Annotated in this window: 26 protein-coding genes and 1 tRNA gene; 9 read left to right on the top strand and 18 right to left on the bottom strand. The window is 69.0% G+C overall.

The annotated features are described in order from the left end of the window. Positions 1–20: 20 nt before the first annotated feature. On the bottom strand, positions 21–929 hold the full coding sequence (locus tag E3T61_RS01125; protein ID WP_134639076.1) for a sulfurtransferase: 909 nt from the start codon (positions 927–929) through the stop codon (positions 21–23). A 73-nt stretch (positions 930–1,002) separates the two neighbouring features. Between E3T61_RS01125 and E3T61_RS01120 the strand changes: the two genes are divergently transcribed. Further along, positions 1,003–2,211 (top strand): MFS transporter, encoded by a 1,209-nt coding sequence (locus E3T61_RS01120; protein ID WP_134639075.1) that lies wholly within the window; start codon positions 1,003–1,005, stop codon positions 2,209–2,211. A gap of 59 nt (positions 2,212–2,270) precedes the next feature. Here the strand turns inward: E3T61_RS01120 and E3T61_RS22225 are convergent, their stop codons facing one another. After that, a complete protein-coding gene (locus E3T61_RS22225) occupies positions 2,271–3,290 on the bottom strand; it encodes an SDR family oxidoreductase (protein ID WP_241992320.1) in 1,020 nt (339 codons plus the stop codon). Positions 3,291–3,471: 181 nt separating this feature from the next. On the opposite strand from E3T61_RS22225, the gene E3T61_RS01110 reads away from it, so the two are divergent. Then, positions 3,472–4,380, top strand: a complete 909-nt coding sequence (locus E3T61_RS01110) for a DUF559 domain-containing protein (protein ID WP_134639074.1) — start codon at positions 3,472–3,474, stop codon at positions 4,378–4,380. 91 nt (positions 4,381–4,471) lie between these two features. Then, on the top strand, positions 4,472–5,290 hold the full coding sequence (locus E3T61_RS01105; RefSeq protein ID WP_134639073.1) for an aldo/keto reductase: 819 nt from the start codon (positions 4,472–4,474) through the stop codon (positions 5,288–5,290). Positions 5,291–5,372: 82 nt separating this feature from the next. Here the strand turns inward: E3T61_RS01105 and E3T61_RS01100 are convergent, their stop codons facing one another. The 4 genes from E3T61_RS01100 to E3T61_RS01085 all read right to left on the bottom strand — a co-directional run bounded on the left by E3T61_RS01100 (position 5,373) and on the right by E3T61_RS01085 (position 8,415). Next, the gene (locus E3T61_RS01100; RefSeq protein ID WP_134639072.1) at positions 5,373–6,353 is read right to left on the bottom strand and encodes an aldo/keto reductase; all 981 of its coding nucleotides are present in this window, start codon (positions 6,351–6,353) and stop codon (positions 5,373–5,375) included. A gap of 41 nt (positions 6,354–6,394) precedes the next feature. Beyond that, the gene (locus E3T61_RS01095) at positions 6,395–7,183 is read right to left on the bottom strand and encodes a GNAT family N-acetyltransferase (RefSeq protein WP_134639071.1); all 789 of its coding nucleotides are present in this window, start codon (positions 7,181–7,183) and stop codon (positions 6,395–6,397) included. A gap of 111 nt (positions 7,184–7,294) precedes the next feature. After that, positions 7,295–8,179 carry an alpha/beta fold hydrolase gene (locus E3T61_RS01090; protein ID WP_198418620.1) on the bottom strand — a complete coding sequence of 295 codons (885 nt, stop codon included), beginning with the start codon at positions 8,177–8,179 and terminating at the stop codon, positions 7,295–7,297. A 23-nt stretch (positions 8,180–8,202) separates the two neighbouring features. Then, positions 8,203–8,415 (bottom strand): hypothetical protein, encoded by a 213-nt coding sequence (locus tag E3T61_RS01085; RefSeq protein WP_134639070.1) that lies wholly within the window; start codon positions 8,413–8,415, stop codon positions 8,203–8,205. Between the two features lie 163 nt (positions 8,416–8,578). Between E3T61_RS01085 and E3T61_RS01080 the strand changes: the two genes are divergently transcribed. The 3 genes from E3T61_RS01080 (at position 8,579) to E3T61_RS01070 (ending at position 12,342) form a co-directional block, all read left to right on the top strand. After that, positions 8,579–9,499: a DUF4349 domain-containing protein gene (locus tag E3T61_RS01080; protein WP_134639069.1), complete on the top strand. Its 921-nt coding sequence runs from the start codon at positions 8,579–8,581 to the stop codon at positions 9,497–9,499. Positions 9,500–9,509: 10 nt separating this feature from the next. Continuing rightward, the gene (locus E3T61_RS01075) at positions 9,510–10,703 is read left to right on the top strand and encodes an acyl-CoA dehydrogenase family protein (RefSeq protein ID WP_134639068.1); all 1,194 of its coding nucleotides are present in this window, start codon (positions 9,510–9,512) and stop codon (positions 10,701–10,703) included. Positions 10,704–10,770: 67 nt separating this feature from the next. Further along, a complete protein-coding gene (locus E3T61_RS01070) occupies positions 10,771–12,342 on the top strand; it encodes a threonine/serine exporter family protein (protein WP_134639067.1) in 1,572 nt (523 codons plus the stop codon). Between the two features lie 66 nt (positions 12,343–12,408). Here E3T61_RS01070 and E3T61_RS01065 read toward each other — a convergent pair whose 3' ends face one another. The 10 genes from E3T61_RS01065 to galU form a co-directional block, all read right to left on the bottom strand. Further along, a complete protein-coding gene (locus E3T61_RS01065) occupies positions 12,409–12,654 on the bottom strand; it encodes a hypothetical protein (RefSeq protein ID WP_134639066.1) in 246 nt (81 codons plus the stop codon). A gap of 417 nt (positions 12,655–13,071) precedes the next feature. After that, the gene (locus E3T61_RS01060) at positions 13,072–14,208 is read right to left on the bottom strand and encodes a baeRF11 domain-containing protein (protein WP_134639065.1); all 1,137 of its coding nucleotides are present in this window, start codon (positions 14,206–14,208) and stop codon (positions 13,072–13,074) included. 79 nt (positions 14,209–14,287) lie between these two features. Next, positions 14,288–15,121: a zinc-ribbon domain-containing protein gene (locus tag E3T61_RS01055; protein ID WP_206751520.1), complete on the bottom strand. Its 834-nt coding sequence runs from the start codon at positions 15,119–15,121 to the stop codon at positions 14,288–14,290. A gap of 113 nt (positions 15,122–15,234) precedes the next feature. Continuing rightward, a complete protein-coding gene (locus tag E3T61_RS01050; RefSeq protein WP_134639063.1) occupies positions 15,235–15,648 on the bottom strand; it encodes an ankyrin repeat domain-containing protein in 414 nt (137 codons plus the stop codon). A 171-nt stretch (positions 15,649–15,819) separates the two neighbouring features. Then, positions 15,820–16,668: a hypothetical protein gene (locus E3T61_RS01045; protein ID WP_134639062.1), complete on the bottom strand. Its 849-nt coding sequence runs from the start codon at positions 16,666–16,668 to the stop codon at positions 15,820–15,822. Next, complete coding sequence (locus E3T61_RS01040) at positions 16,658–17,725, bottom strand: type IV toxin-antitoxin system AbiEi family antitoxin (RefSeq protein WP_134639061.1); 1,068 nt, start codon at positions 17,723–17,725, stop codon at positions 16,658–16,660. The genes E3T61_RS01045 and E3T61_RS01040 overlap by 11 nt, the downstream gene beginning before the upstream one ends. A gap of 154 nt (positions 17,726–17,879) precedes the next feature. After that, a tRNA-Ala gene (locus tag E3T61_RS01035) sits at positions 17,880–17,955 on the bottom strand. Between the two features lie 55 nt (positions 17,956–18,010). After that, positions 18,011–18,637 carry a hypothetical protein gene (locus E3T61_RS22220; protein ID WP_241992319.1) on the bottom strand — a complete coding sequence of 209 codons (627 nt, stop codon included), beginning with the start codon at positions 18,635–18,637 and terminating at the stop codon, positions 18,011–18,013. A 464-nt stretch (positions 18,638–19,101) separates the two neighbouring features. Next, positions 19,102–19,725, bottom strand: coding sequence for a GNAT family N-acetyltransferase (locus E3T61_RS01025; RefSeq protein WP_420898455.1), 624 nt, complete (start codon positions 19,723–19,725; stop codon positions 19,102–19,104). A gap of 99 nt (positions 19,726–19,824) precedes the next feature. Further along, positions 19,825–20,718, bottom strand: a complete 894-nt coding sequence (gene galU, locus E3T61_RS01020; protein WP_134639059.1) for a UTP--glucose-1-phosphate uridylyltransferase GalU — start codon at positions 20,716–20,718, stop codon at positions 19,825–19,827. A 51-nt stretch (positions 20,719–20,769) separates the two neighbouring features. Between galU and E3T61_RS01015 the strand changes: the two genes are divergently transcribed. The 3 genes from E3T61_RS01015 to mscL are packed head-to-tail and all read left to right on the top strand — an operon-like array spanning position 20,770 to position 22,320. Then, a complete protein-coding gene (locus E3T61_RS01015; RefSeq protein ID WP_134639058.1) occupies positions 20,770–21,348 on the top strand; it encodes a 5-formyltetrahydrofolate cyclo-ligase in 579 nt (192 codons plus the stop codon). A gap of 59 nt (positions 21,349–21,407) precedes the next feature. After that, the gene (locus tag E3T61_RS01010; protein ID WP_134639057.1) at positions 21,408–21,788 is read left to right on the top strand and encodes an FmdB family zinc ribbon protein; all 381 of its coding nucleotides are present in this window, start codon (positions 21,408–21,410) and stop codon (positions 21,786–21,788) included. Between the two features lie 46 nt (positions 21,789–21,834). Further along, positions 21,835–22,320, top strand: a complete 486-nt coding sequence (gene mscL / locus E3T61_RS01005; RefSeq protein WP_134639056.1) for a large conductance mechanosensitive channel protein MscL — start codon at positions 21,835–21,837, stop codon at positions 22,318–22,320. Between the two features lie 473 nt (positions 22,321–22,793). On the opposite strand, the gene E3T61_RS01000 is transcribed toward mscL, so the two are convergent. Both E3T61_RS01000 and E3T61_RS00995 read right to left on the bottom strand, forming a co-directional pair. After that, positions 22,794–23,057 (bottom strand): hypothetical protein, encoded by a 264-nt coding sequence (locus tag E3T61_RS01000; RefSeq protein WP_241992318.1) that lies wholly within the window; start codon positions 23,055–23,057, stop codon positions 22,794–22,796. Next, positions 23,050–26,760, bottom strand: a complete 3,711-nt coding sequence (locus E3T61_RS00995; protein ID WP_241992317.1) for an AAA family ATPase — start codon at positions 26,758–26,760, stop codon at positions 23,050–23,052. The genes E3T61_RS01000 and E3T61_RS00995 overlap by 8 nt, the downstream gene beginning before the upstream one ends. Positions 26,761–26,891: the final 131 nt, after the last annotated feature.

Below are 26,891 nucleotides of genomic sequence, written 5' to 3'. Positions count from 1 at the left end.
GCGCGGTGACGTGCTCCGGACTAGTGCCCGGGGGCGTCCCCGGTCGCAACCGGGCGGTCGAGCAGGTTCGACCACTGCGACCAGGAGCCGGGGTAGAGCGCGGGCGTGAAGCCGGCAAGCGTGAGCGCCACCGCCTCGTGCGCCGCCGTGACGCCGGATCCGCAGTACACGCCCACGTCGAAGCCGGCATCGGGCACCGCGCTGGTGATACCGGATGCGCCCGGCCCAGCGGCCGCATCCGCCGCGCCCCGGCCGCGCACCCCGAGCACCTCGAACCGTGCGCGCAGCTCGGCGGCCGGCAGGAACCGGCCCTCAGCATCCAGGTTGCCCCCGGTCGGCGCGCTCACCGCGCCCGGGATGTGGCCGGCGCGCGGGTCGATCGGTTCGGTGTCGCCCCGGTAGCGTTCGGCGGCGCGGGCGTCCAGCAGCACGCCGTCCCGCGCGAGCGTGGCGGCGGCGGCCGCGTCGAGGGTGGGCAGGGCGCCCGGCGTGAGAGTCACCGACCCGGGCACCACCGGCTCCTCGCCCGCCAGCAGCGGCAGGTCCGCGGCGCGCCAGGCGGCCAGGCCGCCGTCGAGCAGTCGCACGTCGGCCACGCCGGCGTGCCGCAGCAGCCACCAGGCACGGGCGGCAGACATATTGCCCAGGTCGTCGTAGACCACGACGGTGTCGCCGTCGTTCAGGCCCCAACCGCGGGCGGCATCCTGCAGGTCGGTCAGGGCGGGCAACGGATGCCGACCGTCGGTCACCGCGCCGTGCCCGGCCAGCTCGGAGTCCAGGTCCACATACACGGCCCCGGGCAGGTGCCCACGGCGGAACTCGGCGCGGCCGGGAGGGCCGCCGAGCTTCCAACGCACGTCGAGGATGCGCGGGGTGGGGCCGACAACAAGGAGTGCGGCCAGATCGACCGCCGAAATCAGTGTGTGCACCCGTTCACGTTAGCGGGCTGCACGGCCGCCCGGCTGTGCGCTGCGGGTCGCCCCGGCCATAGACTAGACGGTTGTGAGCAGCTACTGGACCCTATTGAAAACTCCGGGCGTTGCCCGACTCATCGGAGCCCAGCTCACCGCTCGATTCCCGTTCGGAATGCTCTCGCTGGCGTTCCTGATCCACATCGAGAAACTCTTCGACTCCTATGCCGCCGCCGGCCTGGTCCTGGCCGCCATGAGCATCGGCCAGGCCATCGCCGGTCCGCTGACATCCCGACTGATGGGCCGGCTCGGCATGCGCCCGGTGCTCATCGTCACCATGATCATCTGCACCACGTCGATCGTGGTGATGGCGCTGGCGCCACTGCCGATCGTGGGCCTGATGATCGTCGGCTTCGTCGCCGGCCTGTCGATGCCGCCCGTCCAGCCGGCCGTGCGCACCATCTACCCCAAGGTCGTCAACTCGCGCCAGCTCACCCCGCTGTTCTCCCTGGATGCCTCGGCTCAGGAGATCATCTGGGTTCTCGGCCCGGTCATCGCCACCTTCGTGGCCATCCAGGTCAGCTCCACCGCGGGCATCCTCCTCGCCGCGTTCTTCCTCGTCGCCGGCGGCATCTGGTTCGTGGCGCTGCCCGAGGTGGGCCGGGTGCGCATCCCCCGCAGCCGCCGGAAGCTCGGCGTGGTGCTCAAGAAGCCCGAGGTGCTGCTGAGCACCGTCGTGGGCTTCATGCTCGTCGCCGCCTGCGCTGCCGTCGAGGCCGGAGTGGTCGCCGTGTTCGGCCACGGCAGCGCCAACGCCGGTTGGGTGCTCGGCATCTTCGCGATCGGCTCGCTCATCGGCGGTCTCGCGCTCGGGCACCTCCCGATCGGCCCGTGGGCGCTGGCCTCACGGATGCTCATCGTCACGATCGGCCTGTCCGTAGCGGGCCTCTTCCTCAACTTCTGGTGGCTCTCCGCCGCGCTGCTGGTCGCCGGCATCGGCATCGCCCCGTCGTTCGCGGTGCTGTTCGGCATCGTCTCGGCGAGCGTCAAGTTCAGTGACACCGCCGAGGCCTACGGCTGGATCGGCACCGGCCAACTCATCGGCGCGGCCCTGGGCTCGGCGCTGGCCGGCTTCGCGATCGACCACTCCGGCGCCGGCGCGGCGATCTACGTCGCGGCCGGGTTCGCCGCTCTCGGCACGATCATCCCCGCGCTCGGCCGCCGGTGGCACCCCGACCTGCGAGGCCGCGACGCCGGTCCGATCCCCGACACCGAGCCCATCAGCATCCAGGTCTCCTAGCCCCCTCCCGCGAACTGTGAGCTAAGCACCCAAAAACTCGAGTTTTCGGGGCTTTTCTCTCAGTTCGCGAGGCTGAAACCGCCGTCGCTCGTGAGTACCTGGCCCACCAGCCACCGGGCCTCCGGGGTGCACAGCCAGCCGATCAGGCGGGCGGGGTCGGTGGGTGCGCCGAACCGGCCGAACGGGATGGTGCGCAGGTACTCGAGCATCCCGTCCAGGGGACGGTCGGTGGTCTCCGGATCGAGGTAGCCGGTGTTCACCGGGCCGGGATTGACGGTGTTCAGGATGATGCCGCGGCCGAGCAGCTCGGCGGCCACGGTGGGGGTGAGCCCGGCCAGCACGGCCTTGCTGGCCGCGTACGCCACTTCCCCGGGCATGGGGCCGTGGATTTGCCCGGAGGTCAGCCAGATCACCCTCCCGGTGGCGAGCTCGTCGATGGCGGCGGTCTGGTCACCGCGCTCACCGGGCCGCCGCGGTGCCGGCTGCGCGGCCGCGGTCGCCGCCCCGTCCGTGGTCGCAGCAGCGAGGTCCTGGCTGGGCACGTGGGCGGGAGCCGCATCCGGGCGCGCAGCATCCGGGCGAGCAGCATCCAGGCGAGCCGCGCCCGGGCGAGCAACATCCGGGCGCGCAGCGTCGCCGAATTGCTCGGCGAAGACCCGGGTGAGCAGCAGAGTCGCGCGGGCGTTGACCTGCCAGTGCCCGTCGAGCATGTCGGCGGTGAGATCGAAAATCGACCCGTCACCGCCGCTGCGGGCGTGGTTGGCAACGAGGATGTCGACCCGTCCGGTAAGCCCGGCGGCCGCGGTCATCACCGCCGCCGCGGCATCCGGCTCGGCCAGGTCGGCGCTCACGTCACCGAAGACGGCGCCCTCGGTCAGCGCCTCGCGGATGCCTGCCCGCACCGCGTCGAGGTCGTCCCCGCCCCACGGCTGCGAGAGGTCGTGCGGGGCGAAGTGCTGGATGAACACGCTGGCGCCCAGCTCGGCCAGGCGCACCGCGACGGCGTAGCCGATGCCCTTGCGCCTGGAGACCCCGGTCACGAGCGCTGTCGAGCCCCGCAGGGCGGGCAGTCCATCCATCGGGGTCCCCCATAACCGTTTCACCGTAAGCTCCCGACACTAGCCCCACCCTCCCCGCGAACTGTGACCTAAGCACCTAAAAACGCGAGATTTAGGGGCTTTTCTCTCAGTTCGCGGGAGGCACGGCGGGCCCTGTGGAGAGATTCTCCGGCGGCGGGCGCACATTTGGCATCCTCTGTGCATGCCACGACGCACAGCCCTTCCCCCGGAGCTCCTGGGCGAGCCCTTCCCGGTCGCCCTGGCCCGAAGCCTCGGCCTCACCCGACGGCGACTCCAGGGATCGGACCTGTGCGCCCCATTCCGAGCCGTGCGCGTCGCCGGGCCGTCCCCGACCAGCGCGCTCGACCTCAGCCGCAGCTATGCCGAGCGGATGCCGCCCACCCATGTGATCAGCCACCACACGGCAGCGCTCCTGCACGGGCTTCCCGTGCCGGGCTGGCTCGAGTCCGACCGGCGCATCCATGTCACCGTGCCGGCCGGCACCCGGCCGCCGCAGATGATCGGGGTGGTCGGTCACGAGCTGCGCACCGAGCTGTTGAACGTCGAATACCTGGGCGGTATCCCGGTCACGTCGCCGCTGCAAACCTGGGCTGACCTCAGCACGGTGCTGCCACGAACCGCGCTCGTCGCCGTCGCCGACGTTCTCCTCGGCGGCGACCACCCCGCGTTCACCCCGGACGACCTACACCGCACCGCCCTCGCCCGCACCGGCCGCCGCGGCGTGAAACGCCTGCGGATGGCCGCAGCCCTGGCGCGCAGCCGGGTCGAGTCGCCCAAGGAGACCGAGACCCGGCTGCTCCTGGTCGATGCCGGGCTGCCGGAACCGTTCACGAACTACGTGATCACCGATGCCGAGGGCAACTTCGTCGCCAGGGTCGACCTGGCCTGGCCGCGGCTGCGCGCCTGCGTCGAGTACGAGGGTGACGGCCACCGCACCGACCGGGACCAGTTCCGGAAGGACATCACCCGGCGGGAGCGGCTCGAGGATCACGGCTGGCGAGTCATCCGGATCACCGACGATGACCTCAAGCACGGGGGCGAAGAGTTCATTCGCCGGGTGCGCAGCGTCCTGCAGGCCCGCGAACTGTGAGCTGAGCACCACAAACTCGAGTTTTTAGGTGCTTAACTCACGGTTCGCGAGAGGGGCCGAGCACCCATGCGCGAGGGGTTTAATGGGAGGCATGAACCATGTGTTGCAGCTCAACGACGGTCACACCATCCCCCAGCTCGGCCTCGGGGTCTACAAGATCCCGGAGGACCTGGCCGCCGGCGCCGTGGAGATCGCGCTGGAAGCCGGCTACCGGCACATCGACACCGCGGCGCTCTACGCCAACGAACGCGGCGTCGGTGAGGGCCTGGCCCGGGTGGCACTCCCCCGGGACGAGGTGTTCGTCACCACCAAGGTCTGGAATGCCGACCACGGCTACGACAACACCCTGCGCGCCTTCGACGAGAGCCTGGCCAAGCTCGGCCTGGACTACGTCGACCTGTACCTGATCCACTGGCCGGCGCCCCGGCAGGACCGCTACATCGACACGTACCGCGCGCTGGAGGCCCTCCGCGCCGACGGCCGGGCCCGGTCGATCGGGGTGTCGAACTTCCACACCCATCACCTGGACCGGTTGCTGGCCGAGACCGACATCGTGCCCGCGGTCAACCAGGTGGAGTTGCACCCGTGGCTGCAGCAGACCGAGGTGCGCGCTTACAACGCGGCCCACGGCATCCTCACCGAGGACTGGTCGCCGCTGGCCCGGGGCCGGGCGGTCGGCAACGCCACCCTCGACGCCATCGGCGCCCGCTACGGCAAGACCGCCGCCCAGGTGGTGTTGCGCTGGCACATCGAGCTCGGCAACGTGGTGATTCCCAAGTCGGTGACGCCGTCGCGCATCCGCGAGAACCTCGACGTTTTCGACTTCACCCTGGATGCCGCCGATCACGCCACCATCACAACCCTCGACGCGGGCGAACGCACCGGCAAAGACCCCGACGACCTCGACTGAAAGCCCCCGCGAACTGAGAGAAAAGCACCTTCCCAGCGCGTGGGAAGGTGCTTAGCTCACAGTTCGCGAAAGGGGGACGGGACTACCAGCGCTCGTGGATGGACTCGCGCAGCAGGCGGTCGTAGATCGACTGCACGCCTTCCATGAACTCGATGGGCAGGGCGGGCACGGCGCCGGCGGATGCGTTGCCCTCGGCCTGCTTCACCGACCGGGCGCCGGGGATCACCGAGGAGACCCCGTCGATCTGCGCCACCCAGGCCAGCGCGGCCTGCGCCGGCGTGAGGCCCTCCGGCACCAGCGCGGCGAACTCGCTCGCCGCGATCAGGCCGGTCTCGTAGTCGACGCCGGAGAACGTCTCGCCCACATCGAAGGCGCTGCCGTCGCGGTTGTAGTTGCGGTGGTCGTTCTCGGCGAACACCGTCTCCCTGGTGTACTTGCCGGTGAGCAGCCCGCTGGCCAGCGGCACCCGGGCGATGATGCCCACACCCGCGGCCCGCGCAGCCGGCACGACCTCGTCGAGCGGCTTGAGCCGGAACGCGTTGAGGATGATCTGCACGGTCGCGATGCCGGGCCGGGCGATGGCCGCCAGCGCCTGGTCGCAGGTCTCCACACTCACGCCGTAGTTGGCGATGACGCCCTCGTCGACGAGGGTGTCCAGGGCGTCGTACACCTCCCCGGACTCGACGACCGCGCTGGGCGGGCAGTGCAACTGCACCAGGTCGAGGGTCTCGGTGCCGAGGTTCCGGCGGGACCGCTCCGTCCAGGCACGGAAGTTCGCCAGCACGTAGTTCTCCGGCAACTGCTCGGCCCTGCGGCCCATCTTGGTGGCCACGGTGATGTCCGCACCACTGTGCTCGAGGAAGTGCCCGATGATCTGCTCACTCCGGCCGTCGCCATAGACGTCCGCGGTGTCGAAGAAGGTGACGCCGGCCTCCACGGAGGCGGCGAGCACGGCGGTGGCGTCGGCTTCGGTGACGTCGCCCCAGTCGGCGCCCAGCTGCCAGGTGCCCAGTCCGATGACGGAGACGGTGCGGCCGGTTCTGCCCAGTGTTCTGTTATCCATGTGTCAAGCCTAACGACGCGGGCTGACAGAACCCGGTCGACCTACCGGGTCCAGTTGTACGGCGTGGTCGTCGACACGCGGATGAGCCCGGATCGCTCCAGGATCGGCCGCGAGTCCTCCGTGGAGTCACTGTGCACGAAGTTCTTGCCCAGCGCGAGGGCGGAGCGTGCACGAGCGGCCGTCAACGCGCGGTAGATGCCGCGCCCGCGGTAGGCCGGGAGGGTGGCGCCGCCCCAGATACCCACGAAATCGGTGCCGGGGACCGGTTCGAGACGACCGCCGCAGACGATCCGGCCGTCGGTCTCCGCCACCCACAGTTCCATTCCGTCGTCACGGGCGAGGCGATCAAGCAGCGCCTGGGCCATCCGGGTGTCGACGGCTTCCCCGAACGCTTCGTCGACCGCTGCGCTCATCGCGCGCACGTCGGCCTCGGCGGTGACCCGCCGCAGGGTCACCCCGGCGGGTGCGGGAGCGTCACGGCAAAGCGCCTCCAGCGGCCCGATCATGATCGACTCCGGTTCGTCGGCGCAGAACCCATTGGCCAGCAACGCCTCGTGCAACCCCGGCGCCCGGTCGTGGCCTCGGGTCTTCCATTCCACCGTCCTGATCTCCGGATCGGCCCGGAAATGATCCAGCGCCCCCGACACCAGCTCCGCGATCGCCGGTTCGTCGGCACCGGCAAGATCTTGGTAGGTGATGAAGCCTCGCCCTCCGGCGAAGGTCACCAGCCGCAACGGGCCCAGCGGGGCGACGTTGAGAGCGCTGGGGGTTTCGGCATCGGTTCGGAGCTGGGCGTCGTAGGCCTGCAGGTAGTCCGTGGCAAGTGTCATCGCGACCATGCTGACAGCACCCCGGTTCCAGGGCAACTCGGCCGAGGCCAGTCGCGCAGCTGGATCTGCTCCTCGCCGCCCCAGACGGGGAACGCAGGCACGAACGACGTCTCAGCCGGCCGCCGGGGCCGGCGTCTGCCCGCCCGATGTCCTGGTCGTCGCGGCGGGGGCACCGTCGATCACCCGCACCAGCACCCGGGCGATGCGGCTGCGTACGATGTGATCGTTGGCCTCCACCCGGTGGGTGTTCACGTGCCGCATCCGCTCCACGACCCGCAGGCTGCCCGGTGCCACGAAGGCGTCGAGGGCCCCGTAGATCAGGTCGACGGGCACGTGCAGACTGGCGATGTCGCTCACCATCGTCTGCGATTCGATGCAGTGCTCGAGCGACTTCACGAACGGGGTCCAGGTGTTTTCGTTCAGCTCCAGGATGCCCTTGGGCAGCAGCCGTCCGAGCACCGCGGCGTTGGCGAGGGTGAAGTCCTTGTTCGACCGCAGGAATTCGTAGGCGCGCAGGTACGCGGTGACCCTGGCGCGCACCCACGGGTCGCCGATGTCGGTGGGCGAGAGGTAGATCGGCGGTCCCACCAGCACCAGGCGGGCGACCCGGAGGCCACGCGGTGTGTACCAGCGGTGTTCGGCGGCGTACCGGGTGGCGATCAGGCTGCCGAGCGAATGCCCGACCAGCACGAACGGCTCGCGCAGGTTCAGCGCCCGGATGGTGGCGGCCAGCGCCGCGACATGGTCGTCGAGTGTGTACTCGCAGTCCGGCGGTGCCGGTGAGGCACCGTGGCCGAGGATGTCGACGGCGATGACCCGGTGCCCGGGGGCCAGCAGCGGCACGACCTTGCGAAAGGTGACCGCGGTGGACGCGATGCCGTGCACCAGGATCACAACCGGGCCGGTGCCGGTGTCGGTCTGGATGAAGAGGTGGGGAGCGCGGCGCCGACGGAGTCGCTCCGTCAGCGCCGCCCAGCGTCGCGATCTGTCGTCCACGGCGCTGCTCCCGGCGGCCGCGGCTAGCGCAGGCCTTCCTTGTAATCGTTCTTGGCCTTGGTGGAGTCGCGCTCGGCTTCGGCCTTCTTGACGTCGGCCTCGGCCTTCTTGACCTCAGCGTCGGCCTTGGCTTCGTCGAGCTTGTCCGAGACGCGTTCCTTGGCGTCTTCGGCCGCGCGGCCGATCTTCTGGCCGGTGGCCGCGATGGCGTCCTTGGCGTCGTCTGCGAATCCCATGGTTCCTCCTCGAGCGAGAACTGAATAGTTGTGCGGGCAAAGGCGCCGTAAAAAACCGGCGCCTCTTCGAGCGTACGACCCGGCCCCTGGCCGAGACTCGATTGTGATCCGACTCCCAGAAACCGTCCAGATTGCGGATGCGGCCCGACCCTACAGTTGGCCCATGAGCTACAGCACGGAGACAGACGGCACTGCGGCGAGAGGCCCGCAACAACGGCAGGGCCGCCTGAGCGGGCGGATCGGTGCCACCGCCGCCCTGGCTCTCGCCGCCCTGCTTCTGGCCGGCTGCACGGCCTCCGGTTCGAACAGCGCCACCGACTCCGGCGTCCGCTCCGAGTCAATGGATGCCGGCAGCGTGCCCGGCGAGATGACCGCCCCCGGCGAGGCCGCCGCCGGGGACGCCGCCATCGCAGATCGCTCCGTGATCACGACAGGTTCCGTGTCGCTGACCGTGGCCGACCCGATCCGGTCGGCCGAGGATGCCGCGACGATCGTCGAGGAGGCCGGCGGCCGGGTCGACAGCCGCACCGAGACCCCCGAGACCGACAACCAGTCCGCGAGCGCGAACCTGTCGCTACGCATCCCGGTCGGGGACCTCGACCGCACCCTCGACGCGCTCCGGGCGCTCGGCACTGTGAACTACGTGTCCCTCAACGCCTCCGACGTCACCCAACAGAGCCAGGATCTCGACGCCAGGATCACGGCCCTCACCACCTCCGTCGACCGGCTGCTGGCCCTGATGGCGCAGGCCACCACCACCACCGACCTGATCGCCATCGAGGGTGAACTCTCGACCCGCCAGGCCGAGCTCGAGGGTCTGAAATCGCAACGCGACTACCTCACCGACCAGGTCGAATACTCCACCATCGCACTGGACCTGTACTCCACCGGCACCGTCGCCCCCGGCGCCCCTGACAACTTCTGGACCGGCATCGTCGCCGGCTGGACCACCCTGGTGACGGCGCTCGGAGCCCTGCTCGTGGGCATCGGTTTCGCCCTGCCGTGGCTGGCCATCGTGGCGGTGGCCGGCGGGATCGTCGTTCTCATCGTGCGCCTGGCCACGCGGAAGGGAAAGGCTACGTAGGCTTGCACGTGTGACCGAGTCTTCCCGCCCCGCAGGGCCCTCCCCCACCGTTCCGACGGTCCTGCTCGACGACGCTCTCCTCGGTCGCATCCGCTCCCGCGCCGCCGCGCACGACGCCGCCAATACCTTCCCGTTCGACGACGTCACCGAGCTGGCCCAGGCCGGCTACCTGCGCGCCCTGGTGCCCACCCGGTTCGGCGGCCTGGGCCTCACCCTGCCGCAGCTGGCAGCCGAGCAGGCCCGGTTGGCCGCGCACGCCCCGGCCACCGCCCTCGCGGTGAACATGCACCTGGTCTGGACCGGCGTCGCCAAGGCCATGCACGACCGCGGGGATACCGCGCTCGAGTTCGTTCTCACCGAGGCCGCGCAGGGCGCGATCTTCGGTTTCGGAGTCAGCGAGCCGGGCAACGACCTGGTGCTGTTCGGCTCGTCGACGGATGCCGTGCCGCAGCCCGGCGGCGGCTACAGGTTCACCGGCACCAAGGTGTTCACCTCACTGTCACCGGTCTGGAGTCAGCTGGGCACCATGGGGCTGGACAGCTCCGACCCGGCCCACCCGCTGATCGTGTGGGCGTTCCTGGACCGCACCGACCCCGGCATCACCCGCAAGGACGACTGGAACACCCTCGGCATGCGCGGCAGCCAGAGCCAGACCACGCTGCTCGACGGTGCGTTCGCGCCCGCGACCCGGGTGGTGCGCACCCTCCCGCCCGGACCGGTGAACGACCCGCTGATCTTCGCCATCTTCGCCACCTTCGAGATCCTGCTCTCCAGCGTGTACACCGGTATCGCCCAGCGGGCCCTGGAGCTCGGTGTCGAGGCCGCGAAACGGCGGCGTTCGGCCAAGAACGACGGCCGTCCGCTCGCCCAGGATCCGGACATCCGCCGTCGCATCGCCGAAGCGGCCCTGCTGCTGGATGCCGTGTACCCCCAGATTCAGACGCTGGCCGTCGACGTGGACGCCCTCGCCGATCACGGCCCGTTCTGGTTCGCCAAACTCGCCGGGCTCAAACATCGCAGCGTGGAGAGCGCCAAGCAGGTCGTCGACCTGATGCTGCGGGTGAACGGCGGGGCCAGTTACTTCGCCGGGGATGAACTCGGCCGGCTCTACCGTGACGTGCTGGCCGGGCTGTTCCACCCGTCCAACGCCGATTCGGCGCACGCGACCGTCGCGACAGCCTGGCTCGGCCCGCTCGATGACTGAGCCCACACGCCCGCTCCCCTCCCGCCTCACCGACCCCCGAAGTGTTGAAGTTGTCCAGTTGACTGCCGTGCCCCAGACCCACCCGTCCACGACCACCCCACCCGTGACCGTGCCGACCGCCACGGCACCGATCAACACCACCCCGGTCAGCGCCGCGACGGCGCCCATCCCCAAGCAGCCGTACCGGGCGCCGCACCCCACCACCCCGCGGCCGGTCACCACGAGCATCCCGATCCTGCGCGCCGACGCCAGCGGGATCGCCGCCGTGCGCGCCTACGAGGATGCGCCGAGCACCTCCACCACCGCCATCCCGGTCATCGACATCGCCGCCTACACCCGGTCGGTGCTCGACCTCACCATGCGCCTGGCCGAAGTGATCTTCTCCTCCGGCGCCGGCGCCGAAGACGCCTCAGCGGCCATGTTGGCCCTCACGCGGGCGTACGGGCTGCGCGGCACCGAGGCGAACATCACCCACACCATCATCACGCTCACGCACGAGGACCAGTCCACCCACGAGTCCATCTCGCGCAGCCGCGACGTCAAGTACCGCACCCTCAACTACGCCAAGCTCACCGCAACGTCCGAGCTGATCGCCGACCTCATCGAAGAGCCCACGGATGTCGCGGAGGCCCGCAAGCGCCTCGCCACCATCGTCTCCTCCAAGCCCCAGGTCACCCTGCTGTACCGGCGGGTCGGCTGGAGCCTCGTCGGCGCCGGCGCCGCGGCGCTCATCGGCGGTGGCCCGATCGTGATCCTCGCCGCGTTCGTCGCCGGGTTCGTGATCGATTTCCTCACCACGGCGCTGGACAGACGACGGGTACCGCTGTTCTACCAGACCGTCGTCGGCGGGGCCATCGGGCCCCTCTTCGCCGCGATCGTTCCCCTGATCGACCCCTCCGCCAGCCCGTCCCTCGTGGTAGTTGCGACAATCATCATGCTCCTGGCCGGGGTGACCACTTTCGGAGCGGTGCACGACACCCTGTCCGGCTTCTATCTCACCGGCACGGCGCGGCTCATCGAAGCGTTGCTGATCACCGGCGGTCTGGTTGCCGGGGTGGCGGGGTCCTCATTGGTGCTGTCCAAGTTCGGTCTCGACCTGCGCATCAACGCCGACGTGACGCCTACCGTGGGCATCGTCGCCATCCAATTGACCGCCGCCGTGGTCATCGTGGTGGGTTTCGGCCTGGCCACGCAGGTGCCCTGGCGGGCGTTCTGGGTGCTCTGCCTGCTCGGCGCGGTGGCCGAGATGATCTACCTCGGCGCCACGAATACCGGCTTCGGCCTGGTCTGGTCGTCCGGCGCCGCCGCGATGGGGGCCGGTCTGCTCGCCGCGGTCGGCGCGCGCATCGTGCGCACCCCACCGCTGGTGCTCATCGTCTGCGCCCTGGTTCCCCTGGTGCCGGGTCTGGCGCTATTCCGCGGGCTGCTGCAGATGTCCGACGGCGACATCAACGGGCTGCTCAACATGCTCACGGCCGGCGCGATCGCCGTGGCCTTGGCGGCCAGCGCCATCCTGGCCCAGCTGATCGTGCAGTACGTCTGGGGCCCGGGCCGTAGCCTGCAGCGCCGCTTCGTCGGCCCGCTGATGGCCCTGCCCGTGCGGCTGAGCCGCAGCACCAAGCCTGGCGCCCGCATTTAGCCGGGCACGCCGAGAACTCCGGCGGCAGCGCATCCCGCGCGACCGTCGGAGCTCCCGGCCGGCCGCCTAGTTGGGAACTTCACCCTCCGCGGTCTCGTCCGAGACGTCCTCGTCAACGAACCGGTACGGGATCGGCTCCTCGGTTTCCCGGCCCTTGCGGTAGGTGCGGGTGATCGTCTGGCCCTCTTCGACGGCCTCGAGCACCACCACGTCCTGGTAGCCGCCGTTGGTGAAGTGCAGTTCGATCTCGGTGCCGGACCCGATTACGTTCGGACCGAATAGCACTGCCTTGTACGTTTCCTGTGCGCTCATGATCTCCCGGCTCTCCGTAGGACGTCCCGTCCCAGTGACGGGGCGCCTCATCGCAGACAGCCTACGTCGACAGCCTCAAAAGGCACAGGGCACGGCACGGCCCCAAATCGGCCGGTCCGCGGCGCGCTCCGGTCTCAAGATGCCCTTTGTGCCGAACCCGCGTAGGGTCAGATCATCCGTGCCGCCCAGGCTCAGGTCGAAGGAGTACACATGGCTGACAAATCACCCAAGAAGGATGCGACCAAGAAGGTCGCCGGCAAGTCACTCAAGGAGAAGCGCGCCGACAAGCAGCTGAAGTCCGCTGAGACCGAGAAGGCCCGCAAGCGCTGACTCGCGTCCTGCCGGGTTTCTGCCCGTCCAGCGCTCGAAACGTACCGGTGTCGCCCGTTCAACGGGCGGCACCGGTTTCTTCGTTTCTCAGACCACGAAACGCACCCCGGCCGCCACCGCGCCGCCGCCGGGCATGTCGTCGGAGCGCACCGCGAAGATCTCCGCCCCCGACAAGAGTGCCCGGCGCAGGATCTCGTCGACGACGCCGTAGCTGACCGCGTCCTCAGTGTCGCTGAGGGTGACCACCCCGGTCTCCTCGTCGACCAGCCCCGGCACGCTCTGGTCGATATCCACGAACAGGGTCTCCACGGCACCGTAGGTGGCGGCGCGCGCCACGTCGCTGAGGTCGGTGACCGCGCGGCCGTGCGCGGCGCGGCTGGCCATCCGGTCCACGAGCTCGTTGAGCTCGGCAGCATAGAGCTCATCCAGAATCCCCCGAGCGGCCCGGCCCAGCTCCTCATCGGGGGTTTCCTCCGGATTGCCGGCGATGATTCCTTCGGTGAGATTGGGGTAGCTGTTCACAGACCGGTAGATGCCGGCGAGCGGCTCGGCCGCGGCGAGGATCAGGGGCAGGTCGAGACCGCTGACCACCGGGCGTAACGCCCGGTCGATCGCTCGGGCGTATTGGCGCATCCGCACCTTCTGGCCTTCGCCGCCCTGGATCCGTCCGCCCATGATGTGGCTGTCCTGGGTGCGGCCGTTGATCGACGGCAGGCCCACGGCGTCGGCGACATCGCTGGGCAGCCCGGGCACCGAGACGGCGTAGACCGGGCTCTCCGCGCTGATCTCCAGCAGTCGCACCGAGTTCTGCGCCAGGGCGAGCACAAATGCGGCCTGCGGGAAGGTGACCGCACGGAGCAACGGCTTGAGGTAGAACCGGTCCGAGACCTCCAGGGCCGTGCTGAGCCGATTGGGCAGCCGAAAGGTACGCACACTCGTGGGAGTGGCGAAGATGGCCAGGCTGTACGACAGCAGCCGCCAGAAGTCGACGTCCTCGATCAGGTCCACCAGGATTTCTTCCTGCTGCTCGATCAGGTGCCTGTCGGTGCCGGCGGCCCGCAACTGCTGCACCGCCTCGGACAGTTGGTTTTTCAGCTCCACCCTGGCCATGTCGGCGTCCTTGGGCAGCGGGGTCGTGCTGAGGTAGATCGACACGCACGGATGCTCGCGAACCGCGGCCAGGGCGTCAACGTCGTCTCGGGTGGGTATGTCGGTGTGAAGCACGACACGGGCTCCTTTGCTTGCGGTTGGCGGCCCACCCGCCGACCCCCAGCTCGACCGTGAGCCTCTTACCCGGCCCACTCTAGCCACTCGGCTCCCTTCCCATAAGGGCGGCCACGGCCTCCTGGCCGCGGATGGCGACGAGCATGGCCAGGACCTCGTCGACGAGGCCGACGCTGACCCCGGAGCAGACGATGCTGTGCGGCCCTAGCGGCTCGAGGCCGTCGGCGCGCACCCGGATCACCGCCCAGCCCACCTCCTCCAGGGCCGCGTCCTTCTCCCGGTCGGAGACCTCCTTGAGGCCGCGGTGCGAGGTCTTCTGCCGCCCGGGCGAGTCGTATTCGATCGCCACCCTGAGGGCGGGGATGATGATGTCCGGCCACACCTCCGGCTTGCCGTAGAAGGTGCGGTTGATGCGAATCGCATTCACCCGGTGCGGCAGCCGGATGCGTTCGCCCAGCAGCATCCGCAGCTTCTGTTCGGCCTGGGACGTTCGTGTCTTCAGCCCGGGCTTCATGAACGGCACGCCGCCCTCTCCGCGGGCCGCGGGCGCCCGGGCGTTCTTCTGGCACTTGGGGCAGCCCGGCCCGGTGAGGGTCTCCCGCACGCTGGCCCGGTACCTGGAGTGCCCGCGGCTGCAGATCCACTCGTACTCGACGCCGATGCGGGTCTCCCGCGCCAGAGCGGCCCGACCGGCCGGCGCCACCCGGCGCATCAGCTGCTCCCGGCTGCGGGCGGTCTCGGCCAGCAGCATGCACAGCGGGCAGTCCCGGCGCAGGGTGACGCGCGCCTCGGCCGCATCCGCGCCGTGCCCGCAGCGGAACCGAACGGCGATGCCCGCCGGGTCCGCTGTTCCTGGCTGGTCCGTTGTGCCCGCCGCGTCGCTGTGTCCCGCCGTGTCCGGGTCCTCGTGCATCCTCATCCGCCCGTCGCCGCCTGTGCCCTCGAAGTACAGGTGCGGCCACGCTAACAACCACCGCCGACATCGGCACCGGCTCGCCCGGCGGATGCGCCGGTCGGTCGCGGCGCTCAGGCGTCGGTGTGCGCCTCGATGACCGCGCGCATCCGCGGCAACCCGAACTGGTCGGCGATCTGGATGCCGGAGTGGCTGCCGAGGTCGGGGTCGGCCCCCGCCGCCAGCAGGTCGAGCAGAATCGGTTCGTTGCCCCGAAAAACCGCGCAGGCCAAGGCGGTCTGGCCCATGGAGTTCACGGTGGCGGTGTCGGCGCCGCGGCGCAGCAGCTCGCGCACGGTCTCGACCTGCTGCCCGTACGCGGCCACGATCAGCAGGCTGTCGCCACGCGCGTTGACCACGTCAACCGGCACCCCGGCGTCGATCATCTCGCCCAGCGGGCCGGTGCGGCCATCGCGAGCCAGCTCGAAGACGCCGTGGACGATGGCATCAGAGGGCACGGCGGCCGTGCGGGTCTCGTGTGCTGACATGTAGTCTCCCTTAGTCTCGACCAACACTAACTATCGTGCAGTCAGTCCCTATCGTTCAGTCAGTCCGGGATTTCTGAATCGGTTCGCTCCGACAGACCCCTTGACGGTGCCCCCGCTGAGCCATCGGACCGCTTCCGACGCGGCCGGTCGAACCGTTTCGGCTCGGGGCCCTCACAGATTCAACAGAGCAAGCACTCTCTGTGCCGCACCGGTCGCGTCTTCGCGCAAGATCTCGAATTCTTCTTCGCTCCCGTTTGCTGTCATCTGCTGCGCGAAAATGGCTGCGCCGGGTCGTTGGCCGTCGATATAGCTCAGGAGCGCCATTCGTAGTGAGGACGAATGCGAGCCGGCGTAACCCGCTTCGAGACTGTCACGCAGCAAACGCGCTGATTCCGCGGAGCCACCGTCGCCGTACAGCAGCACGTACATGAAGTCGTAGTAGTCCTTGGCCGCTTTTCTGTTCACAAGCGCGGCAGCCTTCGCCAGCAAGTACCCGCCGACGCTGGCAAAACGGATCGTCACGTCCAGGGGCGCATCGGGATAGGCGGCTCGGACCGCGTCGGAAACATACAGAAGTCGCTCCACAGGCTCATGAAGGGCCGGGGCCGGGCCATCCAGGTTCATCGCGGCGATTTGCGACGCCCCTGGCAATGCGATTGCCTGCCCGCGGTTGTCGTAGACATCACACAAAAGTTCGATGACCACGATTTCACGACCGGAATCAAGCATCCACCGCCACCCCGCGTTGTCCAGCGAGACTGTCTCCTGGCCGGCGAAGACTCTGTCCAGCCAGCCGAAATCAAGTTCATCCCTGTCGATGATCACGCCAAGCTTGAGGAGCACGTCGACGTCGGTTGTGCCCATGTGCTTCTCCGGCGCGTTCGGCGCGAGGTAGTCGGGATTCAATCCGCCGATCACCACGAAATCTGATGCATGCGGCCCGGATTCGAGAACGAGGCGCACGAGCGCGTCCTCGGCTCTGGCGCGCGAAGCGCGCGTGCGCGGCTGATCAGAAGCCAATTCTGGTCTCCCTCAGATGGTCGGCCGCATCGTCCCCGCGAACACCCAATCGCAAGAGGTCACCATAGAGCCGGATCGGCGAGACGACTTTTCTCCCGTCCACGAGGCTTGAAAGGGTGAGCACCTGCGGTTCGGCGCGCAACAGCGTGAGCCGCCCGCCGCCGTCTACCAACCGAAGCTCGCTGTGCCCCACCAACCGTTCCTCGATCGCATCGAGACTAGTCGCTTCTACGTAGACGGTGGCAGTGGGAATCGTCGTCATGAAGGGAGCCACCTCGTCAAGTCCAAGCCATCCCGATATCGCCACGGATTCGACGCCGAAGATGCTCTCCATCTGGCGAACGTAGTCCTGAGGGTCCCGTGACTCCCCCGACACGACCGCCGCAGAGAGTGGTCTCCTGCGATACCAGCTTGCCCACTCGCTGAGTAACCGCGGCGCATCCGCAATCGTTCGGTGAGACGTTCTCCCACGCTCCGGGCCGACCTTTCTTGTGTAGCCGATGGCGTCGAACTGCTGCAGGATCTTGCCCACCTGGGGGTATGACCAGCCTGTTGTGGCAGCAATCAGTGCCGGACGCGGGGCCTGTCCGGCCTCGCGATTGCCGCCGTTCCGCACCCCCTCCAGCGCTGAGTGAAGCAGCATTTCGGCGACTGCACCCGCGGACTCCGTCCAGAGGAAGGCACGCACTTCCGCAGCCCGCTTGCGTCGGCTTCCGGTCAGCACAAACAATCCATCGCCCGTTTCAATGTGAGCGTTGCCTTCCATATCGGCCCAGCTCACTCCGGCCGACTCGAGGGCTTGCCGCGCACCTGTCGACATTTTGTTCGCAGTCATGACCGCGTTCGTGTGGGCGGCGGAGTCATGGGAGGACTCCCCCATCGCTCGCCGCACATCCTGGGGAAAGCCTTCGCCTATCCACACCGGATGGAGCTGCCAGCGTCCGCTCCGCGACTCCAACGCCACCGAGCCATCGAGGCCTTCCCTCACTGTGACGTGGGGTAGCGCGCCGAATACTCGTGAGATGGCGACGACTGCCGAGTTTTCTACTTCACGCATATTTCTACTATATGTGAGATTAATAGTTATATCGAGATAATATGCATAATCCTGCTCAGGATTTAACTCCAGAGACGAGAGAGAACATTCGGTCCACGTACGGCCAGAAACACAGAAGGACCGCAGCCCGGGGGCCGCGGTCCTTCTGTTTCAGTGGTGGAGCTAAGGAGATTCGAACTCCTGACCTTCTCATTGCGAACGAGACGCGCTACCAACTGCGCCATAGCCCCAGACTGCGTATTTACATTATCACGCGAGCACGAGCGGTTCGAACCGTTGCGACGGTCAGCCGACGGCGCGGCGGCGGCGCAGCACGTCGTCGAGATCGGTCATGCCGGGCTCGGTCTCGCCGATGATGCCCATGTTCGCGAACCGGCTCGGCGCCGCCTGCGGGGCGGCCTTCGCGGCGGTGGCGGCCGAGGCACGGGCGACGACGGGGCGGGTGATCGGGGTGACCTCTGACGGGGCGATGGCCTCGGCCATGGCCAGGGCGCGGCGCTGCAGCTCGGCTTCGGCGGCAGCCTGGCGCAGCTGGGCGGCGGCATCCACCGACGCCATCGCGGCCTGCGCGATCGACCCCGGCGACAGGTGCAGGGGCTTGGGCAGCGGCTGCGGGGTCCACGGGCTGGGCTGGGCGACGGGGGTCTCGTCGACGAAGTGCACGGGTTCGAAGCGCTGGCCGCGGGCACCTGCGGGCGCTCGGCGGGCGGCGGTCGCGGCGGCATCCGTTGCGGCGCGCGGGGCGCGGGCAGATCGGCTCACCGCGGCCAGACGGCCGAGGGTGGCGACGGCGGTCACCGCGGCGACCAGTCCGCCGGCCAGGAGCGTCCACACGCCCGAGGAGAGCATGGTGGCGCCCACGACGGTGAACACCAGGCCGACGAGCAGCAGCAGCGAGGTCAGGGCGCGCATGGTGCGCAGCCGGGTGNCAGCGAGGTCAGGGCGCGCATGGTGCGCAGCCGGGTGGCTTTACCGGCCGGGGTGAGGGCCTTGGGGCGGGCGGCGGCGGCGCGCAGCACCGCGGCGCGGCGGGCGGCGGTGGCCGCGTCGCCGGCGGCCTTCGACGCGATCCGGGCGTCTTCCTCGGCCTGGGCGAGAAGTTTGCGTTGGGCGGACACTCCGCGTGCGTTGGTTTCCACGCGTACCTCCTGGGGGATTTCCGACGTCTCGGCCAGGATGCGCAGGGTCTGCTGCAGGCGCACGGCGTTGCGTTCGGTGGCGAGGTATTGACGTCGTCTCGCCCATGTCGGCATGAGATACGTCACCCAGAGCGCGGCGGCAACGGCCACCATCACTCCCCCACCCAGGACTTCGCTACTCATGCTCCCTAACGTATGAGTTGCGGGACCATCCGTGCCTGATTACCGGGGGGTGTGTCACTTGTCGGCCACCTGCAACGGATGCGCCGATGCGGCCCGGTCGTACTCGTTCACGGTGGCGTTGCCCGGCGGCACCTCGCCGTCCTGCCAGCGGCGCAGAACCCCGCCGCGCACCTCTTCGGCCACCATTCCGAAGGCGAAGTGGTCGCGCCAGGCACCGTTGATGTGGATGAAACGGCGGCGCAGCCCCTCGTACCGGAAGCCGAGCTTCTCGACGACCCGCAGTGACGGTGCGTTCTCCGGCCGGATACAGATCTCCATGCGGTGCAGGCCGAGTTGGGCGAAGCAGTAGTCGGTCGCCAGGGCCACCGCAGTCGGGGTGATCGAGCGGCCGGCGAATTGCTCGCCGACCCAGTAGCCGATGGACGCGCTGGAGAGCGATCCCCAGGTGATCGACGACACGTTCAGCTGGCCGGCCAACTCACCGTTGTACTCCACCAGGAAGGGCAGCCCGCTGCCCGTGCGCGAGTGTGCGAGCAGGCTGCGGATGCTGGCCCGGGTGTCGAACGACATCGGCGCATACGGGCTGGTGGCCTCCCAGGTGCGCAGCCACGACCGGTTGGCCATCAGTTCGCGCTCGAGGGCCCTGGCGTCGCGTAACCGGATCGGGCGCAGCGTCACTGCGCCCTCGCGGAGGGTAGGTATCGCGGTCGGCACGATGAGCCTGTCTACTTGGGGGCCGAAGCCCGATGATGATGCGCAGCTTAGCCCGCGGCTGACCTACTCGAGAGTGGAGGTGAACTCCTTGAGCCAGGGGCGCAGTTCCACACCGAGGTCGTCGCGGTCGACGGCCAGCTGGATGATGGCCTTGATGTAGTCGAGCCGGTCACCGGTGTCATAGCGACGGCCGCGGAAGATGACGCCGTAGACGCCGCCGGTGGTCTCGGGGTTGACGGCCATCTCCTGCAGGGCGTCGGTGAGCTGGATCTCGTTGCCCTTGCCCGGTTTGGTGTGCTCGAGCACGTCGAACACCTCGGGGCGCAGCACATAGCGGCCGATGATGGCCAGGTTCGACGGCGCATCCTCTGCAGCGGGCTTCTCGACCAGGCCGGTGATGCGCACTACATCGGGGTCGTCGGTCTTCTCGATCGCGGCGGCACCGTAGAGGTGGATCTGCGACGGGTCGACCTCGAGCAGCGCGACGACGCTGGTGTTGCGGCTGATCTGTTCGGCGAGCATCTTGTCGAGCAGCGGGTCGCGGGCGTCGATGATGTCGTCACCGAGCAGCACGGCGAACGGCTCGTGGCCCACGTGCATCTTGGCGCGGAGCACCGCGTGGCCCAGGCCCAGCGGGTCGCCCTGACGCACGTAGTGCATGTCGGCGAGGTCGGTGGACTCGTTCACCTTGGCCAGACGGTCGCGGTCACCCTTTTGGATGAGCACCGCCTCGAGCTCGGTGACCCGGTCGAAATGGTTCTCCAGGGCGTTCTTGTTACGGCCCGTGATCATGAGCACATCGGTCAGTCCGGCGGCAACGGCCTCTTCGACGACGTACTGGATGGCGGGCTTGTCTACGACCGGCAGCATTTCTTTGGGCATCGCCTTGGTTGCCGGCAGGAACCGGGTTCCCATACCGGCAGCGGGAATAACGGCCTTTGTGATGTGAGTAACCATGGCCTTAGGTTAGCGGCAACCTGTATTGGTTACGCACCTAGGATGACTTGTATGGATTCTGACATCGAGCACCGCAAGCGGGCGCTCCGCGCAGACCTCCGGGAGCGCCGCCACACCATGACTGCTGCGGAGCGTGAAGCCGCCACCGCGGGGTTCACCGAGAACCTGCAGAGCATCGTCACCGACCTCTCGGCGCGGTCGATCACCTGCTATCTCTCCAGCCCGACCGAGCCGAATACCCGGCCGTTCGTCAACTGGGCCGAGGCCAGGGGCATACGGGTGCTGTTCCCGGTCTCCCGTGACGACGGTCTGCTGGACTGGACCGTCGGCGAGGAGGAGACCGAGGTGCAGGGCTTGTCCGGCGCCCCCGAGCCCCAGGGCGAACTGCTCGGCCCGATCGCGATCAACGACGTGGACCTGATCATCGTGCCCGCCGCCGCGATCGACACGACCGGCCTGCGGATGGGCTGGGGTCGCGGCTACTTCGACAAGACGCTCGGCTCGATGGAGAAGTGCCCGCCGGTGTACGCCGTGGTGTACGACAATGAATACGTCGACGAGGTTCCCCGCGAGGTGCACGATCAGCCGGTGAACGGCCTCGTCACTCCCACTCGCATCGTCGTCTTCTAGACTTTCCCGACCGGCACCTGCCGGTCAGAGCCCCGAACACCACAAACCGAAAAGACGCAGTGCCTACCTATTCCTACCGTTGCACCGAGTGCGACACCGCTTTCGACATCCAGCAGGCGTTCACCGACAACACGCTCACGGAGTGCCCCGCCTGCGGTGGCAAGCTGCGCAAGGTGTACTCATCGATCGGCGTGAGCTTCACCGGCTCAGGCTTCTACCGCAACGACTCGCGTGCGGAATCCAGCGGCAAGTCGTCGCTCTCTGCCGAGAAGGCCGCAAAGAAGGCCGACTCCTCCTCGTCCGAGTCCTCGTCGTCGTCGGCCAAGCCGGCCGAGAAGAGCAGTTCGCCCGCCCCGTCGACCGGGGGCTCGTCCTCGAGCGGCTCCGGCTCGTCGTCCGGTTCCAGCTCGACGCCCACGCCGGCGCCGAAGGCATCCTGACCCGCTCCTCGTCTCGTACCCGCATCGCACCAGAAAGCACATAGCCATGATCAACGGTTTCAAAGAATTCATCATGCGCGGCAACGTCATCGAACTGGCCGTCGCCGTCGTCATCGGTGCCGCGTTCACCGGCCTGGTCAACGCCATCGTCACGGGAATCTTCAATCCCCTGATCGCAGCGATCTTCAACGCCGACAGCCTGGCGAAGTCGATGGTCGTGCCGTTCTTCTCCGGTGAGCTCTCGTTCGGCCTGGTCCTCGCCGCGCTCATCCAGTTCCTCCTGGTCGCCGCCGTGGTGTACTTCGCGTTCGTGATGCCGCTGAACAAGCTCAAGGAGAACCAGGCCCGCCGCCGTCAGGCCGGTGTGCCGCTGGACCCGAAGAAGAACCCGGTCACCGACCTGGACCTCCTCACCGAGATCCGCGACCTGCTCGCCGCGCAGAGCGGCGCCGTCTCCCCCGTTGCCGCGACGGATGCCCCCGCACCGTTTGCTGCGTCGGCCGGCACCGAAAGCCCCAAGCACACCCTGTAGACCCCGCCGCGGGATGCACAACTCCTGCAGATTTCCGGCGCCGAGTTGCACACCCGCGTGATTACGGCATCCGCTGCCCGTCGTGATGGGAATTGCAGGAGTTGTGCAACCGGCCGGCCGGACGCGTTGGCGCGGCGCGGCTCGCGCGTTGGGAAAAACACGCCGAGATGACAGTTGAGGCCACTTGGGCGCTCACACACTGGCCCCAATTGGCTTTTCGCCGTCACGGGCGGGCGGGCGCGGGCGGGCGGGCGCGGGCGGGCATGGGCAGGCGCGAGAGGACAGTTGAGGGCACTGGCGCACTCACACACTGGCCCCAATTAGCTTTTCGCCGTCACGGGAATCGCCGAGATGGCAGTTGAGGCCACTTGGGGGCTCACACACTGGCCTCAACTGGCTTTTCGCGCTCGGGATGCTCGAGGCTGCGCGGCTGCGGGCGGGGATGACGGGAGCTGCTGCGAGTGCAGGATCTGCTACCAGTGCGGGGGTTTGTCCTGGCGCAGGCGGGCGTCGTTCGCGCTCGTGGAGGAGCCGTCACCAGCGGTCTGGCCGCCCTCTTCGCGGGAGGGCGGCTCGGGGCTGGTGTCGGTGTCCGGTGCGGGCGTCAGCCGGGCCCGGCGGGCGCCGGCCGACTTGACCACCGACTGACGCGGCGCCGCGGTGTCAGTGGATGCCGCGGCCACCGCCGTGCCATCGGGCACAGCCGCCGGGCCAGACCCGGCAGCCGGGTCAGGCACGGTGCGCCGGACCGTCCGACCCTTCGGTCTGCGCGACGCCCGCGAGGGCGGCGACGCGGGCGGCGACGGCATCCGGGTTGCTGAACAGTTCGAAGCTGTGCACGCGCAGGTAGTGCCAGCCCAGGCGGCGCAGCACCTCGGGGCGCAGCCGCAGGGACTCGCGCAGGCTCGCCCGGTTGACCACGGCGTCGGTCTCCACGACCACGGCGCGGCCGGCGTGTGAGGCTGCCAGCGCGAGTTTGCCGCGGTGGCCGAGCGAGACGGTGAGGCCCTTCCGTTCCAGGCGGCGGGCCAGGTCGACGAGCATGGCTTCGCGGGCATCCGGCACGGCCACCTCGTTGCGGCGCGCCTCGGTCTCGGTGAGCACCTGCGACAGGGCGAGGATGCCGTGCCGCTGGCGGTCGGCGTCGATGTCGATGGGACGGAAGCAGGAGACGATGTCCATCGCCCGGCGGGCGCGGGTCATGCCGATCGCGAGGAGGCGTTCGCCGCCGGGTTCGCCCAGCGAGCCGAAGTTGCTCAGCAGCCGGCCGTGCGGGGTGCGGCCGTAACCGATCGAGAAGATCACCCGGTCGCGGCTCTGCGCCACGGCCTGCTCGAGGGTGAGCACCGTGAACGGTTCGGCGCGGTCCTTGAGGATGAAGTCGGAGAGGTCGGTGCGCTTGGAGAACGCGGCGAGCACAGCCTGGTGCACCCGCACGGCGTGCCGGGCGCTGGCGGTGATCACCATGAGCGATTCGCGAGGACGCTTGACCGCGTGGTCCATGACCAGGTCCACGACCTTCGCGACCTCGGCGTCGACGCTCTCCACCGCGCCGCTGTCCACGTCGGGCATGCCGTGGCCGCCCTTGACGTAGTTGAGGGTGAGGCTGCCGTGGCCGAGGAAGCTGCCCGCCCAGGGCAGCGAGTCGATCCGGCCGCCGTAGAAGCGGTGGTTCACCAGCTCGGCGAGGTCTTCACCGCCGGCTCGGTAGCTGCGGGTGAGCGTGAGCGTGGGCAGCAGTTCGCCCAGCCGGGCCAGCGCGGAGTCGGCGTGCAGCGCGTCGACGTTGGTTTCCTGTGGGGTGGGCACATCGGAGGGCTCGACGATGCCGGTCTCGAACCCGGACGGCGTCTGGGTGACCGGGTCGCCGAACGCCACGACCTGCTTGGCGCGGCGGATGGCGCCGACGTTCTCGGCGAGGGTGGTCGCGCCGGCGTCGACGAGGAGCACGGCGTCGAAGGTCATCTTGTCGTCGAGTGCGGCGACCTCGTAGGGCGAGGCGAGCCAGACCGGAGCGAGCACGCGGCCCAGGTGCGGGGACACCTCGTTGATCCGGGCGGGGGTGGCCCGGTCGGCACGCAGCAGCCGGCGCAGCTGGTCGGCTTCTTCGGGCCAGTCGACCACGCCGATCTTCCAGGTCTCGGCGAGCAGCCAGGCCAGGATCTGCCCGGTGGTCGACGCGTGCGCCTCGTCGACGAGCTTGAAGTCAGCTTCGAGCCGGTCCAGCACCTGGGTGTTGGCGTTGAGCAGGGCCTTGTCGCCGCTCAGCATCACCTCGAGCACGGACTGCCACCAGGCGAGCTCGAGCTCGGCGGCGACGTCCTTCTCCGACACGTGGCGCTGGGAGAGGTCGGTCATCAGCGGGTCGAGGTTGTGCTCGCGCAGGGTGGCGAGCAGGGCGGTGCGCTCGTGCAGGTTGGCGAGCACCTCACTCTCGGCGGCGAGGCCGGTCATGGTGTGCACGAGTTCGCGGATGGGCCGGGAGACCAGCTGGCGCGGGGTCCCGGCGTTGCCGAGCGGCACGTCGAGCTTGCCGAGGTCCTCGGCCACGCGCTGGAACGCGACGTGCACATCGTTGATACCGACCGGCACCTCGGGGGTGACGCCGGCGGCGGCGTAGCGCTGCCACAGGGTGCGCTGCTGCTGGATGCGCCGCAGGCTCTCGTTCATGTCGCTCACGTGCACGCCGGCACGCAGGTATTCGTCGGCGAGCTTCCGCAGCCGGCGCCGGTTGGCGCTGGTCATCTCGGGCGAGTCGCGACGGGCGGAGGTCGCGGCGATGAGTTCGGTGAGGGACCGGTCGAACACGGCGGGCTGGAACTTGTCCAGCGTTTCGCGGATGTCCAGCAGCAGGCGCAGGTAGATGCCCAGCTCGTGCACGGTCTCGAAGGGGCGCAACCGGGTCTGGCCGACCAGGTGACCGGCGCGCTCCAGCAGCCGGGGCAGGTCGGTTTTGCTCAACCGTTTGGCCAACTCGTGCGACGCGGCGGCATCCGCGGTGGAGGTGAACGCGGCGCCGTACCAGGGCGAGTCGCCCGGGCCGTACCGGAACTGGCCGAGCACGGCGGCCTTGATCAGGATCGCGGCGGCGCTGGCCCGGTCGTGGGCGAGGCGCTCCAGGGCGACCCGGTCGAGCCGGGCCGTTGTCGACGGCGGGGCCGGCAGCTGGGCGAGCCTGGCGAGTTCGCCGAGCGCGTCGAGCACTGACACGCCGAGCGCGCCGTCCTTGCGGGTGAGCGCAGAGCGGTAGTCCAGCAGCACCTTGCGCAGGCGCACGAGGGCGTCGTCGACATCGCCGACGCGCGGCTGGGTGCACTTCTCGTTGCGGGTGATCGACTGGATCAGGTCGCGGCGCAGCGTGCGCGGGGTGACGGCCACGCCGGGCAGGCCCACCTGCACGAGCCGGTGCGCGATGCCGTCCAGGCTGGAGCGGCGGGCGCTGACCACGAGCACCCGCTTGTGCTGGGCGATGAGCGATCCGATGGCGTTGACGATGGTCTGGGTGCCGCCGGTGCCCGGCAGGGTCTTCACGACGAGGGAGTTGCCGGCGCTGATCTGCGCGACGACGTTCTCCTGCTCGGCGTCGGCATCCAGCAGCAGTGTGTCGGTGCCGGGCGGGCGCACGTCCTGCGCGATCGGCAGCACCGGGTTGTAAGCCATCTCGATGGCCCGCTTGGCGGTGGGGTTGCCGGCGACGGCGTCGAGCACCGGATGCGTGAGCTTGTGCGCGTCGGTGGCCATGGCCCGGCCGACGTCGGCGAAGGAGGATGCCACCAGGCGCGGCACCACGTTGAACCAGGGCAGGTGCGAGGTGAGCCCGCGCAGCCGGTCGATCACCGGTTGCGGTTTGAACGCACCGTTGGTCACGGCGAGCGCCACGAATGCGTCGGCGTCGAGGGTGATCTGGAACTGCTCGTGCAGCGCCCGAGCCAGCTCCGGGTTGAGGAACGGCTGGCCCTTGAGCTTGAGTTCGAAGTCGCGACCGTACCGGCGGATGGCCAGGGGGCGTAGCAGCACCGGCGCGGTGAACTCCACGTCGCCGTAGCGCCACTGGGCCAGCCCGATGGCGAGGTGCACCGATTCGATGCCCCGCATCGAGCGCAGTTCGATGCCCTTCTGGGTGATCTCGTTGGCGGCCAGGCGGGCGTTGCGCAGCGCCAGCTCGTCACGGATGAGGTTGGAGAGCAGCGTGGTCTTGCCGGTGATGAACTGCGGCAGGCCACCGGGGTGGGTGGCGGAAAGTTCGATGCGGGAGCGCGGGCTGTCCCCGAAGTGCAGCAACGGCGAGTGGCCGCCGACGGCGCCGAGTTCGTCGCGCCAGCGTTGCCAGGTGGGTTCGGCGATGTTCCCGGCGACCAGCGCCGGGTCCCCCAGGCTCACCGAGTCCGGGGACGTCGCGAGACGCGAGTCGGCAGACGGCGCGTCGGAGTAATCCGACACAAAGTCGTCATCTTCTGGTTTTCTATCGAGGCGCCACACACCCACACCCTATTTCTCTGCCGACCGGTTCTCGGTTAGGCCACCCGGTTTTTTCCCGCATTCGCAGCATTCTCTGCGAATACAGCCGAATT

The sequence above is a fragment of the Cryobacterium lactosi genome, from assembly GCF_004403945.1.
GTDB classification, from domain to species: domain Bacteria; phylum Actinomycetota; class Actinomycetes; order Actinomycetales; family Microbacteriaceae; genus Cryobacterium; species Cryobacterium lactosi.
This window is presented reverse-complemented; position numbering and strand designations above follow the sequence as displayed.

Coding starts and splice junctions, on each gene's coding strand:
- E3T61_RS22225 (WP_241992320.1), bottom strand. CDS start 3,290: ATGGATGGACTGCCCGCCCTGCGGGGCTCGACAGCGCTCGTGACCGGG.
- E3T61_RS01110 (WP_134639074.1), top strand. CDS start 3,472: ATGCCACGACGCACAGCCCTTCCCCCGGAGCTCCTGGGCGAGCCCTTC.
- E3T61_RS01105 (WP_134639073.1), top strand. CDS start 4,472: ATGAACCATGTGTTGCAGCTCAACGACGGTCACACCATCCCCCAGCTC.
- E3T61_RS01100 (WP_134639072.1), bottom strand. CDS start 6,353: ATGGATAACAGAACACTGGGCAGAACCGGCCGCACCGTCTCCGTCATC.
- E3T61_RS01095 (WP_134639071.1), bottom strand. CDS start 7,183: ATGACACTTGCCACGGACTACCTGCAGGCCTACGACGCCCAGCTCCGA.
- E3T61_RS01085 (WP_134639070.1), bottom strand. CDS start 8,415: ATGGGATTCGCAGACGACGCCAAGGACGCCATCGCGGCCACCGGCCAG.
- E3T61_RS01080 (WP_134639069.1), top strand. CDS start 8,579: ATGAGCTACAGCACGGAGACAGACGGCACTGCGGCGAGAGGCCCGCAA.
- E3T61_RS01065 (WP_134639066.1), bottom strand. CDS start 12,654: ATGAGCGCACAGGAAACGTACAAGGCAGTGCTATTCGGTCCGAACGTA.
- E3T61_RS01055 (WP_206751520.1), bottom strand. CDS start 15,121: ATGCACGAGGACCCGGACACGGCGGGACACAGCGACGCGGCGGGCACA.
- E3T61_RS01050 (WP_134639063.1), bottom strand. CDS start 15,648: ATGTCAGCACACGAGACCCGCACGGCCGCCGTGCCCTCTGATGCCATC.
- E3T61_RS01040 (WP_134639061.1), bottom strand. CDS start 17,725: ATGCGTGAAGTAGAAAACTCGGCAGTCGTCGCCATCTCACGAGTATTC.
- E3T61_RS22220 (WP_241992319.1), bottom strand. CDS start 18,637: ATGCGCGCCCTGACCTCGCTGCTGCTGCTCGTCGGCCTGGTGTTCACC.
- galU (WP_134639059.1), bottom strand. CDS start 20,718: ATGGTTACTCACATCACAAAGGCCGTTATTCCCGCTGCCGGTATGGGA.
- E3T61_RS01015 (WP_134639058.1), top strand. CDS start 20,770: ATGGATTCTGACATCGAGCACCGCAAGCGGGCGCTCCGCGCAGACCTC.
- mscL (WP_134639056.1), top strand. CDS start 21,835: ATGATCAACGGTTTCAAAGAATTCATCATGCGCGGCAACGTCATCGAA.